10 protein-coding genes are annotated in these 13,131 nt (G+C 40.2%); 7 read left to right on the top strand and 3 right to left on the bottom strand.

Translation table 11 applies throughout. The features are described 5' to 3' along the window. Positions 1–134: 134 nt before the first annotated feature. On the bottom strand, positions 135–569 hold the full coding sequence (locus tag K5Q58_RS17390; protein ID WP_220755157.1) for a DUF3293 domain-containing protein: 435 nt from the start codon (positions 567–569) through the stop codon (positions 135–137). 682 nt (positions 570–1,251) lie between these two features. On the opposite strand from K5Q58_RS17390, the gene arcA reads away from it, so the two are divergent. The 3 genes from arcA to K5Q58_RS17375 all read left to right on the top strand — a co-directional run bounded on the left by arcA (position 1,252) and on the right by K5Q58_RS17375 (position 4,785). Continuing rightward, a complete protein-coding gene (gene arcA / locus K5Q58_RS17385) occupies positions 1,252–1,968 on the top strand; it encodes a two-component system response regulator ArcA (protein ID WP_102526580.1) in 717 nt (238 codons plus the stop codon). Between the two features lie 244 nt (positions 1,969–2,212). Continuing rightward, positions 2,213–3,226 (top strand): diguanylate cyclase domain-containing protein, encoded by a 1,014-nt coding sequence (locus tag K5Q58_RS17380; protein ID WP_220755156.1) that lies wholly within the window; start codon positions 2,213–2,215, stop codon positions 3,224–3,226. 182 nt (positions 3,227–3,408) lie between these two features. Continuing rightward, positions 3,409–4,785, top strand: coding sequence for a MipA/OmpV family protein (locus tag K5Q58_RS17375; protein WP_220755155.1), 1,377 nt, complete (start codon positions 3,409–3,411; stop codon positions 4,783–4,785). 97 nt (positions 4,786–4,882) lie between these two features. Here the strand turns inward: K5Q58_RS17375 and K5Q58_RS17370 are convergent, their stop codons facing one another. After that, on the bottom strand, positions 4,883–5,995 hold the full coding sequence (locus K5Q58_RS17370; RefSeq protein ID WP_220755154.1) for a hypothetical protein: 1,113 nt from the start codon (positions 5,993–5,995) through the stop codon (positions 4,883–4,885). Continuing rightward, on the bottom strand, positions 5,995–7,425 hold the full coding sequence (gene hldE, locus K5Q58_RS17365; RefSeq protein ID WP_220755153.1) for a bifunctional D-glycero-beta-D-manno-heptose-7-phosphate kinase/D-glycero-beta-D-manno-heptose 1-phosphate adenylyltransferase HldE: 1,431 nt from the start codon (positions 7,423–7,425) through the stop codon (positions 5,995–5,997). Before hldE ends, K5Q58_RS17370 begins: the two co-directional genes overlap by 1 nt. A gap of 103 nt (positions 7,426–7,528) precedes the next feature. Here hldE and K5Q58_RS17360 point away from each other — a divergent pair, with 103 nt between their 5' ends. The 4 genes from K5Q58_RS17360 to K5Q58_RS17345 all read left to right on the top strand — a co-directional run bounded on the left by K5Q58_RS17360 (position 7,529) and on the right by K5Q58_RS17345 (position 13,103). Beyond that, positions 7,529–8,455, top strand: a complete 927-nt coding sequence (locus K5Q58_RS17360) for an LpxL/LpxP family Kdo(2)-lipid IV(A) lauroyl/palmitoleoyl acyltransferase (protein ID WP_220755152.1) — start codon at positions 7,529–7,531, stop codon at positions 8,453–8,455. Between the two features lie 426 nt (positions 8,456–8,881). Beyond that, positions 8,882–9,847, top strand: coding sequence for a L,D-transpeptidase family protein (locus K5Q58_RS17355; protein WP_220755151.1), 966 nt, complete (start codon positions 8,882–8,884; stop codon positions 9,845–9,847). Between the two features lie 257 nt (positions 9,848–10,104). Then, positions 10,105–11,490 carry a pitrilysin family protein gene (locus tag K5Q58_RS17350; protein WP_259651380.1) on the top strand — a complete coding sequence of 462 codons (1,386 nt, stop codon included), beginning with the start codon at positions 10,105–10,107 and terminating at the stop codon, positions 11,488–11,490. Further along, a complete protein-coding gene (locus K5Q58_RS17345) occupies positions 11,490–13,103 on the top strand; it encodes an insulinase family protein (RefSeq protein WP_220755149.1) in 1,614 nt (537 codons plus the stop codon). Before K5Q58_RS17350 ends, K5Q58_RS17345 begins: the two co-directional genes overlap by 1 nt. Positions 13,104–13,131 lie beyond the last annotated feature (28 nt).

The following is a 13,131-nucleotide window of genomic DNA, read 5'->3' as shown; positions in this document are numbered from 1 at the left end:
AAATTATCTAATCCAATAGGAATTATAGAGCAACAATTCAATCCCCAAATTCAGCTGGGTAACAAATACAACTTGAGTACCGTTACATTTGCCACTTTAGTCTTTAGATCGAAGGTATTGAGTAATAGTGCAAATTATTCATGTAAATCAGGTAACTCATTAACAACGCGAGACCGAGTAAAAAAATCACCGATCATTACTTCTGCATCTGGGGCATCACCGCATGCCACCAATGACAATAAGCCTTGGTTAACATAATAAATGGCATGCTGTTTAAATTCTCGACCTAACTCCAGCGCTTGTTGCTTATCAATAAACACAGCCCAACTTTTTTCCATATGGGATAAATCAGGAGCAGCGCCAATTAAAGAGCGATAAGGGCTGTTGTATTGTTCAATCTTTCGCTGTAATCGGTGATCTAATAAGCGGTTTTGGCAGGGAGTCAGAACATTTCCTAGAGGGTTGTGAGCAGTGACAATCGCGAAGGGGATATCATTAGATAGGCCTTGTGTCAGTAGAAATTGTGTTCCTTGATACTTATGCCAAAGGCTATCGATTAAATTATCCATCATTTAATTTTCTCTATTGAACCCAGTTAAGTGTAGTAAACCCTATGTGGCGACAATACCCATGTGACGTAAGTCACAAGAACAATAATTATATTAACCAATACAATCAAAAGCTTACCTAAAAAACCATTTTTGTAACAATTATGGAGAGTAAATTTGTTAACATTTCATTTGTTAACAAATGCCTAAAACGAGTACAATAATCACCACTAGCTAGATTTTGCTACATAACTATAAGTTGTGATACAAGCTGTTACATTAATCGGTACACTATTTAGCCATTAATTATTCAAGCTTGAACATTTTGTTCTACATTTTAGATAATACAAATATAGAACAATATTAAATTGCCGAGGAACTTTTATGAGCAATTTAATCTCATAGTGTAATGAATCTTTGTTTTAATAGATCTTTCGACTGATTGTGAGTGAGTTAACTCTCATCATACAATCGGAATATTGATTTTTTATGATCACATTTATGTCACGAATGTCTCTTTTAATAATGTATTAAGCTGAGTGTATATAATGTAGCTAGTCATGAAGCGTGTTTTGTTCAGGGCAGACATAGATAAACACCTATCGTGAAATATATAAATTATCGGCGTTTTCATTAATAAGCAGCGCCACCGCCCTAGTGCAACATGACTAGAATCGAATTGTTTTTAATTTAGGTAAATAACATGCAAAACCCACACATTCTTATTGTTGAAGATGAAGCTGTAACCCGTAATACACTGCGCAGTATTTTTGAAGCAGAAGGGTATGTAGTAACTGAAGCAAACGATGGCGCTGAAATGCACAAAGCCATGCAGGATAATAAGATTAATCTTGTAGTTATGGATATCAATCTTCCTGGTAAAAACGGTTTATTGTTAGCTCGTGAACTTCGCGAAATTAACAACATCGGCCTTATCTTTCTTACTGGCCGTGATAACGAAGTTGACAAAATTCTTGGTCTTGAAATTGGCGCTGATGACTACATCACCAAGCCATTCAATCCACGTGAATTAACTATCCGTGCTCGCAACCTATTAACTCGCGTTAATAGTGCAGGTGCAGAAATTGAAGAAAAAGGCTCTGTAGAGTTCTACCGTTTTAACGGTTGGAGCTTAGAGATCAACAGCCGTTCTTTAGTAAGCCCACAAGGTGAGTCTTACAAGCTTCCACGCAGTGAATTCCGTGCGATGCTTCACTTTGTTGAGAACCCTGGCAAAATCTTAACTCGTGCAGACCTATTAATGAAGATGACAGGCCGTGAGCTTAAGCCACATGACCGTACTGTTGACGTAACGATTCGTCGCATACGTAAGCATTTCGAAAGCTTACCTGATACGCCTGAAATCATCGCTACTATTCACGGTGAAGGCTATCGTTTTTGCGGTAACTTAGAAGACTAATTTCACATTAAGTGAAATCCAAAAAGCCAAGTCGATGACTTGGCTTTTTTATTATCTATCTTTTTCCAAAGCTAATATCAGCCACGACTAAACATCTAAATAACCTCTCAATAATTTTTAAATCGAATAAAAGAGATTCTCTTCCCTAAGTAAAAAGTGTTCAGCAATTTAATTTTCACAATTGACTAATGAGCCTAATAATCGTACAAATATCAATTCACTTAAAGCATGGACGAATGGCAGAATGGATACCCAAGCTTCTAAAATTGAAGCGTTAACAGCACAAGTTGCAAAACTAGAACGTGAAAACGAAGCTTTAAAATTGCAACAAAACCAGATACAACAGCAGCTCTCTGCCACGCTAGATGGCACAGGCCTGTGTTTGTGGGAGCAACATGTGCCAACGGGTGATTTACGGATATATAATCAAGAATGGGGATCATTGCTGGGTTATACCCGTGAAGAATATGCCGCAAATATGGAGAGCTGGAAAGGCAGTCTGCACCCTGAAGATAAAGATTGGGTAATTAAAGCCTTTGACGACCATATACAAGGAAAAGAAGAAGTGTACCAAGCTGTACACCGCATGATCCATAAAGATGGCAGCGAACGCTGGGTATCAGACCGAGGAAGAATCGTTGAGTACGCTGCTGATGGTAGCCCGCTTAAAATTCTCGGCACTCATATCGACATAACTCAAGAGAAACGCTATCAACTGGACTTAGCTCGCCTAGCCCATCGCGACCCACTCACTGATTTACTCAACCGTGTCGCAGCAGAGAAAGCCTATAAAAGCATTCAAGCAGAAAGAGAGTTTATCTCTGGTACTCTATTGTTTATCGATGTTGATAACTTTAAACAGATAAATGATCGCCATGGCCATCGCTTTGGCGATTTAACCTTGGTAGAAATCGGCGCGACTCTGAAACATTATTGCGAGAAATTATTACCTAAAGCTAAAGCAAAAATTGCCAGAATTGGCGGCGATGAATTTGTCATCATTACCTCAATTTCAGAATATCAATTAATCAGTATCCTTGCTGGCGCTCTAGTGTGCCACTTTAAGCAGAATCAAACTATCAGTAATAAACCTGTGTCTTTAGGCTTAAGTATTGGCATAAGTTGTTTTAGAAGAGATGATAAATTTACCCAAGTCTGTGAGCAAGCTGATAATGCCATGTACGGGATCAAACAAGCAGGAAAACATAACTACTCTTTTTGGCAACAACCTAAAACCATTTCACAAGTCATTGGCTAAGCTAATTCTTTTTTCGTTTAAAAAGTTAACAATTTGCTATAAAAAACACCGCATTTAGCTGTTTTGAAAATCCACCATGCTATAATCTTTTCAAAGTTACTGTAAACCCTAGTAGTTTTAGGTTTTAATTTGCCCTCTAATTGTTAATTTTTTATTCAAGTTGATTACTGGTAGCTAAGACTATGCCCCGTTATTTGCCTTTTATCCCTCTATTTTTGTGCATCTGTCCGTTTACGGTTTTTGCCAGTGAGAATATTGAAGTTGAACCATTAACTACAACTAAATCGAAATCAGAACCACAATCAACACCTGAATCACAAAGTAGTAAAAATGTTGAGTACTTCCCAAACAAATGGGGGGTGGGAATTGGTGCACGCCGTGCAGACATTCCTTATGCAACAGAAGATGATGTGGTTTCCGATGTCATGCCGCTTATTGAGTTTGAAAATGATTACTTCTTTTTAGATGGATTAGAAGGTGGTGTTCACTTATGGAAAAATGATGAGCATCAAGTGAATATTTATAGTCGTTTTCGATTTGTGGATATTCCCAAAGAGTATCAAAATGAAACTCAGTCTGATGCGTTTGATTTTGGTTTCCAATATCGATTTCAAAAAGATGGTTTAGAAGCTGACGTCGCCTTCATGAGTGATGGCGACAAACGTTACTATGGTTATACTCGCACCCAATATCATTGGACGGGTGGCGATTGGCAACTGAACCCTTACGCTGAATTCCAATGGAAAAGCGACTCCTTTAACGAGCATTATTATGGCTTAGATCAAATAGACCCTGGAGCGGGTTTAGCTTTTTCAGCGGGGGTTAATACTAAATACCATTTGGCGAGTAACTTATATTTACTCGCCAATTTTGGGGTGACTCGTCTTGAAGATGACATTTATGAATTACCGACAATAGAAAATCAATATCAATTTGAATCCTTCTTTGGTTTTGGCTTTTATCCTGATGCTAAGCGCCCAAATAATAATCCTGTACCAAAAGAAAGCGGCGAATTTTTACGAGTAGCTCATGGCTGGGCAACGCCTTCAAATCTCAATGACATTCTAACGGGGAATGCAAAAGGCGATCGCTACAATAACCAACTAACATCATTGTTTTATGGTATCCCACTCTCCGACAGCCTGTTTACTTTACCAATTGATCTGTATTTTACAGCAGGTGGTGTATGGCATCATGACTCTGAAGTACAAGATAACTTGGCCGAAGGTGTTATCGGCGTTAAAGCTTTTTACACCCTTGATTTAGGCTGGCGTTTTCGTATTGGTGTAGCTGAAGGGCTTTCCTATGTTTCAGAAGTAACCTACATAGAAGGCAGTGAGCTCGATGAAAAAGATTATCGACCATCTAAGCTACTCAACTATCTTGATTTCTCATTCGATGTGAATATCGGAGATGTCTTTAATCATGCTCCGCTTAGCAATGCATGGCTCGGCTATAGCATCCATCATCGTTCAGGTATCTTTGAGACTAGCTCAGCTTTTGGACGCATTAAAGGTGGCAGTAATTACAACACTGTATACGTCCAATGGCATTTTTAAATGACGAGCCTGAAGCATTGATCATTTGAAGTATTAGTAAATTATCACTAATTCATACAAAGCAAAGCCTGCTCTTTAGTAAAGTTGCAGGTATTTTTTATTCCGCATTAATCAATTTTGGCGCTTCAGAAAACTGCTCAATCAACCATTGCTCAGCCGATGAGCTTCCCATCAACATCACAAGCGTAGGTTGTAACACCTCAATTAAACGAGCTTGACGCCAAAACATATACCTAGGTAAAGGTTGTGAAGTGCCAGAAGTAAAAGTACGCTGAATTAAGCTAGATATCTCCATTATTTCGGTGTTTTCAATTGACAAAAATTGCGGATATACCTCAGTGATAAAATCGCTATATTCATCATACTGAATAATATCTTCTTGTTGATAATGAGTCAGTAGCCACAATAATTGCGGAGAACTCCAATGGCTCATATTGTCATTATTATTGATAACAGCCATATTGCGACGATGAAACTGCTGCCATGCAAGAGTTAGATTATTGGTTTGATGCGCTACACGCCATGTCAGATAAATATCTGCTAGCCACTCATGCTCATAATGACTTAATCGAATTGGAAGCCCCTTGCCTTGCTGAGCAATATTTTCCAAATGACCAATCTCATGCCACAAAGTTAATTGGCTTTGTTTTGCTAAGTCTAATTGGTATATATCCCCATCTACCACCACACTTTGAGACAATACCGGCAACGAATTATTCAGCACGATAATGCCTGCGATACCATTGTCATCAACAGGCATTACCACAGCGCTTCTTAAACCCAAACTGAAGGTAATTGAATCATGACTCGGTAACTGACGAACCACAGTATTTGGAAGTTGCCAAAGGCATTGTTCGTATTCGTCGATAGGACATAACAGTGCTGTTTTGCCTGCTACTGATTCACTTTTAACATCATGTAATTTAGTAGGCTTAAATGGTTCAACAAGAGTTTTTGATGAGACTTGGGGATAACTGTCTTTATCGACTAAATCAAGTTCTGGCTTCAGTTCTAGCTCAAGTTCTGACTGAAATGCATAATTAGTGCTAGGTTCTAAATGAGGAAGAAACTCAGTATCTAGGCTGACAACTAACTTTGGACTGTTAGCTGTCGAAGTAATTGGTAAACTTGAGTCAAAGTTAGCGTTAGCCATTTCTATAGGGCTAACGCTAACGGCACTGATTAGAAAATACAGTGCCGGTAACTGCACTACTTTTTCGCCATAATATTTTCTATTATCGCAGTTGTTGAAACGCCGTCTTCAAAGCCAAGAATTTCAACTTTACCACCAGCAGCCATTACCTCGGCACCACCGGCGACCTCTTCAACTTTGTAATCGCCACCTTTTACTAGCGAGTCAGGTAACAAACGACTGATAACACGCTGTGGAGTATCCTCACTGAACGGGATAACCCAATCTACCGATGCTAAACCAGCAAGAACTGCCATACGGCGATCTTCTTGGTTAACTGGTCGACCTTCGCCTTTTAAGCGTTTCACTGATGCATCATCATTTACCGCAACAATAAGGCGATCACCTAATGCTTTAGCTTGTTGTAAATAACTCACATGACCTGCATGTAGAATATCAAAACAACCATTAGTCATTACCACTTTTTCGCCGCGCAAACGTGCTTGTTCAAGTGCGTAAGCAAGTTGATCTTCACTCACAACACCAAATCCAGACTCACCTTGATTCAAGGCTAATGCTTCAATTAACTCAATGCGGCTTACTGTGGCCGTACCTAGTTTCGCAACAACCACACCAGCAGCAATGTTTGCAATAGAACATGCTTGCGCCATAGTGCTACCCGCAGCAAGTGATGTGGCTAAAGCTGAAATAACCGTATCGCCAGCACCCGTTACGTCGTAAACCTCACGCGCAACGGTAGGAATATGCAATTCTGCCTCATCTTGGCTAATTAGCGTCATGCCCTTTTCAGAGCGAGTCACTAGCATGGCTTCAAAATCATATTCTTTAATAAGCTGCTTCGCTTTTTCAATTAAGTCAGCTTCATCAATCACTGTGCCAACAACTGCTTCAAACTCACTCATATTCGGAGTCAATAATGATGCGCCGCGGTATCTTCCAAAATCAGTACCTTTAGGATCAACTAGCACAGTCACACCTTTGGCACGTGCTTTTGCAATAAACTCAACCGGTGAATCAATTGCACCTTTGGCATAATCTGACAGCACTAATACATCTACGTCATCTAATAGCGCTTCACTGCTGGCAAACAAGTTTTCACTGTCTGCTTTAGCATATTTCTCTTCAAAATCTAAACGAATTAACTGCTGGTTACGAGAAAATACACGTAACTTAGTAATAGTTGGTTTTTCAGCAACAGTTAACCAACGAGGCTCAACACCTTGCGCTTGAACGCCTACGGTTAATGCTTGCGCAGTTTCATCAGCGCCTACAATACCTGCTAGTTGGATTTGCCCACCTAACGCTGCAATGTTTAATGCAACGTTTGCTGCGCCGCCTGGACGGTCTTCAATTTCTTTAATATTTACTACAGGTACGGGGGCTTCTGGTGAAATTCGGCCTGTGGGACCAACCCAATAGCGGTCGAGCATGACATCACCGACGACTAAAACTCGTGCTTTTTCGAATGCTGGGAGAGATACCTTCATAGTAAACTTTTTCTTTTTGCTGACTTAAACCGTGATTGTACCTAATTTTGCTATAAAATTAAGTTAGAATAGAAACTAATTTCGAAATTTGGATGAGTTATTCGTGGTAGAAAAAGCACAATTTGGTTCTCATTTATTACATCCTAAACACTGGCCCTTATGGTTAGGTGTTGGTTTTATGAGACTTACTCAACTATTACCGTTACGTTGGCAAATGACCATGGGGGCAGGTTTAGGTAGATTAGTCCTTAAGTTTGCCAAGAGTCGCAAGCATACTGCTGAGCGAAACTTACAGCTTTGTTTTCCTGATATGCCTGAGCAAGAAAGAGAACAACTACTTAAACGAAACTTTGAAGAAACCGGCAAAGCCATTTTTGATACTATCAATGCTTGGTGGTGGTCAAACGATAAAATACAGCGTCACATGACAATGAAAGGCGATCAACATGTCACCGATACACTCGATAGTGGTCACGGCGTTATTTTGTTTGCCGTACATTGTTTGCCGTTAGAAATGGGCGCAAGAATGTTCGGTCAATTCCAGCCAGGGATTGGTGTTTATCGCCCACACGATAATCCTGTTATGGAATACCTGCAAGTTAGCGGTCGCCTGCGTTCAAATAAAGGCCTAGTGCCAAAGCGTGATCTTCGCAATATGGTCAGAAGCCTTCGTAATCCAGATGTTATTTGGTATACAGCAGATCAGGACTTTGGACGTTCAAGTGCAGTATTTATTCCTTTGTACGCCGTGCCTGATGCAGCCACAATTACTGGGGCTACAACCTTAGCAAAACTTGGCCGTGCTAAAGTGTTGCCGTTTTTTGTTGAGCGCAATAGTGACGATAAAGGTTATCACATGGAAATCATGCCTCCACTTGATAACTTCCCTGGCGAAGATGAATTAGCAGATGCGATTCGTGGTAATAAAATTATTGAAAACATTATTGATAAGAATCGTAATCAATATATGTGGCTTCATAGACGGTTTAAGACTCGTCCAACTAAAGAAACACCTTCGTTATACAAATAGCCGTAAGCGAATATTAATAGCCCTAAGCGAAATAATAGCCTTAAGCTAAATATTAATAGCCTTAAGCTAAATATGAATAGCCTTTGCTATATATGAATAGCCCTTAGCGTAATTCAATTAAGCTTTAAAAAAGGCTGGCAAAGTAGATTAAACAATTAGCAGTAACAAAAGGTGACTAGATACGGTCACCTTTTACATGACTCAAATGAGAAAATGCTAATAAAGTTTCTTGCCAGCTTGAAATCAGTTAAGAAATGATCAACGATGCCATGCTTGCTAGCCTTAGAGTAATGATTAAGTATTATCTTTATGCACTTCTATAAGGATGTGGGATTCGAGTACTAATCATTTTTACTAATACTTTATACCAAAACTTTGGTGGGACTTTGAAACTGGTAGCCCCATAATTAGGAACACGTCGCTCTTATGTTAAAGTCGTTTTGCGCTTCATTGATTGCTATTTCTACTCTTTTTACCAGCTTAAATGTTGCTGCGATAGAGTATCGTTTACCAGCTAAAGACAGCCGACTAATTGGTGAAAACCAATATTATGTTGTTCCTGAAGGTAAGCTCACTTTAGAGGCAATAGCCGCTGAATTTCAATTAGGCTTGAGCAACATGATGGAAGCAAATCCTGGTGTTGACCCTTATCTTCCTAAACCAGGTAGTACCTTAGTTATTCCACATCAACTTATTTTGCCTGACACTCCACGTAAAGGAATCGTAATTAACAGCGCCGAAATGCGTTTATATTATTACCCAAAAGGTAAAAATACAGTTGAAGTACTACCAATCGGTATTGGACAAGTTGGTCGTGACACCCCTGAAAACTGGGTGACTCAAGTCTACCGTAAACGTGCAAATCCGACTTGGACACCGACACAAAATACGCGAAAAATTTATGCAGCCAAAGGCGTCGAGCTACCTGATGTATGGCCTGCTGGCCCCGATAATCCAATGGGATTATTTGCACTTTATGTCGGTAATTATTTTGCTGTACACGGCACCAATGCCTCTTTCGGGATCGGCCTACGTGTTAGCCAAGGCTGTGTAAGATTACGTGATGAAGACATTGAGCACTTATTCAGTTCGGTTCCTGTCGGTACTCGCGTTGAGTTTATTAATCAACCGATAAAAGCAACCGTAGAGCCAGACGGAAATCGCTATTTAGAAGTCCATCAACCTTTATCTGAAACGATTGAACAGTTTGAGTCTACAGAGCAGTTACCACTAACATTAGATAATAAAATCACTTCTGTTGTTGCCCATGCTGAAACAGACTCTTTCACGTTAAAGCGTTTGTTAGAGCAGCGCACCGGTATACCTACACGGATTAATAGCATACAACACGCTCAATTAGATGAAGAGATGACACCTTTCGAGTCTGAGTAACAGCTCTTATTTTCAAGTTACTTACTTAATTTAAAACGCTAAATAGTTTAATCACTATTTAGCGTTTTTGTTTTTCAGGTAGGACGTTAACACTTGAGTCGCATTCGTTAAGCCAGTAGTCTAAATCTCAATACAGGTCTTATTAATGGGGAAGTTTGAAAACGGTTATGGATAAAAGCATCGCTTGCCTAAACACCAATTTTCAGAAAAGCAGCCTAGTCTCAGTTTTGTTTTTAAACTGTATATTCGTATTAGCAGTGAGTTTACTTCCATTTAACTCACATGCATTTCAATGCAATCTAAAGCCTCAATTTGAGCAACTCCGACAGATTGAACAACAAATAAGCCTCAATGAGCTCGATAACGGCATGATTGTTAGGCAAGTTAATCGACCGCTACAATCTACAGTAGCAATTGCCAGTCAATTTAATGTGGGTTCTCGCAATGAAACTGAGGGGCAAACAGGTTATGCCCATTTATTTGAGCACCTCTTGTTCAAAGGCAGCGAGAATGCGCCCAAAGATAGCTACCCTCAACAAATGAGTGCCATTGGTGCTCGCTTTAATGCCAGCACTCACTTCGACTATACCAATTATTATTTAACCATCCCTGCGCAGGCATTGGAGTTAAGCTTATTTCTTGAGTCAGACCGATTTATTCGCCCAGTTTTATCTCAAACTACTGTTAAAAACCAGCAAGGAGCAGTACTTGAGGAAATGGCCACTACCATAGATAACCAGCCCTACCTTCGCCCTGCGATGGAGTTTTTATTATCCCAAGTAGCTGAGAGCCCTTATGCCCATGCCATTATTGGCAGTAAGGCAGATGTCATCAGTGCAACCCCCATTAAACTTGAGCAATTTCATCAGCGCTACTACCGCCCCGATGCAATGCAATTGTCATTAGTGGGTAAACTAGAAAGTGATTCACTTCAAACCGTTAAGCAGTATTTTGCCGACTGGCAAGCCCCTAATCATTCTCAAGATACGTTCACATCTATTGCAGTAACCCCAATGGCAATTAAAACTGAAATAGTGGATGGGCGTGGCCCTTGGCCTGCATTACTCATGGCTTGGCACACTGTAGGCAGGAACCATCCCGACTATGAGGCCATTAACCTGTTACAAAATCACTTATTTCAGAATCTCAAAAGTGCACTCGCATCCAACACATTAGAAAACCCACCGCAAATGCTCAGCTACTCCATTCCCTTGACCATGGAAAATCATGGTGTGACCAACCTTGTATTGGTGCCCAGAGCAAATACTTCCTTAAATGAATTACAAGAGTTGGTAGCATCCTTGTTTAATGAAGTACTGCAGGCAGGTATTGATGAACAGGCTTTGTGCGGTTTAAAAGCTGCCGCCATTAATAAAGCTCAGCAGCACTATACCAATAGTCAGTCCTTAGCTAAATTTCTCTCAAACACCTCAGTTCGAGATAAGTACCATCCTATAACACAGCCTTGGCAACGAACCGAAGCCGTCTCATCTGCTGATATTCAGCGAGTCACAAAGCAATACTTCATCGATAAAGCCGTTAGAGTAGATCTGCTTCCGTCTTGGTACATCCGTTGGGGGAAAGCCTTGTTAGAAATCATGCCACAAGGATTTGCAGACTCATTAGAAAGGTGGGCGCTATAGTGGTCATTGCGATAAAGAAATATCAGATCAGCATATTGTTGAGCTTTAGTTTTGTAATACTAGGCTGTCAGCACTCGCCAATTAACTTTACTGATGCGCAGCCTCCTAACTTACCTGAGTTTACAGTCCTTGAGCAGGCCCCTAGTTTACAGCCGTTAACAGCATCAATTTCAGCACAACATAGTATTGAACCCACAAGCGTTAAACTCAGTGAGATTTTCACCACTCACACATGGCCTATAAAAAATGCGGCGACAAATAGCCACAGCCTTAACCGTATTTATTTTATCGGACTCTCGGCTACTGCTTCTCTTGAAAACCCTGACGTGCTTATTGAGGCTTTTTCCCAGCGCCTTAGTGAACTTGCTAATCAACAGCACTTACCGGAGATCTCAGCTTGCTATAATAGCATTCGATTTAGAGCAAGCCTTCACAGTATTACCACCACGATGCAGTGCTCACAACCAATTGAAAATATGTTGCCACTCATCTTGGGCTTCTGGGATATTGAATCACTTAGTCATATCAATATCGAAACAGTTCAACGAAATTTAAATCTCAATAAGCATATTGGTGCATTTACAGGCTCTGAAATAGATAAAGCATTCCGCAACCAATTACTCGGAAAGCAGCACCCATATAACCTTAATATTGCTAATCAAGAGTTAGTAAAAGCATTAGATGAGCCTGAACGTTTATCGCAATTACATCGCTCAACACGTGACAAAATGCAGTGGCATTTATTTAGTGCCACTGCTGATAATAGTGACACTCATAACCTTAGTAGCTCTCATAACCTTAGTAGCACTATGGCCAGAGAAATAACATGGCCTAGTTGGTTGATGCAAAATAACAGTCACCACAGTGCCCATAATGGCCAAAGGGGATCGGGGAATGATTCAACACTACACGAAAGCCCTAACGCAGACCCAGACTCACGCTCCAAACTTAATCAAAAGCAAACCATCTATCTAATCGATGCTCCAGATACGGTGCAAACTCAAGTACGATTAGGCTTCATAACAGATAATAAAAAGCAATCACACTCCCTTCTGTCACCACCCCAAGCCACACTTGATAGCAGCTTAGGCTGTAAAACTATTGCGCCTTTACTTGGTAGAAGTTACACCGGAAGACTGTTCTATGATTTACGAGAAACCCGTGGATTAACCTATGGCATTTACGGTCGTTGTATTGATGCACCATTAAGCCAATACCTGTACTTTTATGGCAACACATCATTAGAAAACTCAGGGGCATTTATAAAAGGGATAGTGGATCACACTCAATTAATAACTCAACAAACTGTTAGTCAGACCGAAATTGATGCCGTTGCTACATATTTAATGGGTCAACGTCAGCTTTCAATGGATAACACCTTTGGCAGAGAAAGTGATTACATACGTAACTTGTTATCTGGCAAATCAGCCATGCAAGCACAGCAGCAAGTCAATGCGATAAACTCATTAACCCCTGAACAATTAAGGCAACTCTCTATCGAAACGTTATCGAGCGTTCCAACGATTGTGCTTCGTGGTGATGCTGATAAAATCTCCCAGGACATTAATGAAAAACTACCGAATTGGAAAATAGAACGCATTTCAGCAAACTAGCTATATCATATCCTTGTACTCAGTTTTC

It is taken from the genome of Shewanella sp. KT0246, assembly GCF_019654955.1.
Taxonomy (GTDB): domain Bacteria; phylum Pseudomonadota; class Gammaproteobacteria; order Enterobacterales; family Shewanellaceae; genus Shewanella; species Shewanella goraebulensis.
The sequence above is the reverse complement of the archived record's forward strand: the minus strand, read 5'-3'. Positions and strand labels throughout refer to the sequence as shown.

Excerpts from the sequence above, each read along its gene's own strand:
- arcA (WP_102526580.1), top strand. The coding sequence starts at position 1,252 with ATGCAAAACCCACACATTCTTATTGTTGAAGATGAAGCTGTAACCCGT.
- K5Q58_RS17390 (WP_220755157.1), bottom strand. The coding sequence starts at position 569 with ATGGATAATTTAATCGATAGCCTTTGGCATAAGTATCAAGGAACACAA.
- hldE (WP_220755153.1), bottom strand. The coding sequence starts at position 7,425 with ATGAAGGTATCTCTCCCAGCATTCGAAAAAGCACGAGTTTTAGTCGTC.
- K5Q58_RS17355 (WP_220755151.1), top strand. The coding sequence starts at position 8,882 with ATGTTAAAGTCGTTTTGCGCTTCATTGATTGCTATTTCTACTCTTTTT.
- K5Q58_RS17380 (WP_220755156.1), top strand. The coding sequence starts at position 2,213 with ATGGATACCCAAGCTTCTAAAATTGAAGCGTTAACAGCACAAGTTGCA.
- K5Q58_RS17375 (WP_220755155.1), top strand. The coding sequence starts at position 3,409 with ATGCCCCGTTATTTGCCTTTTATCCCTCTATTTTTGTGCATCTGTCCG.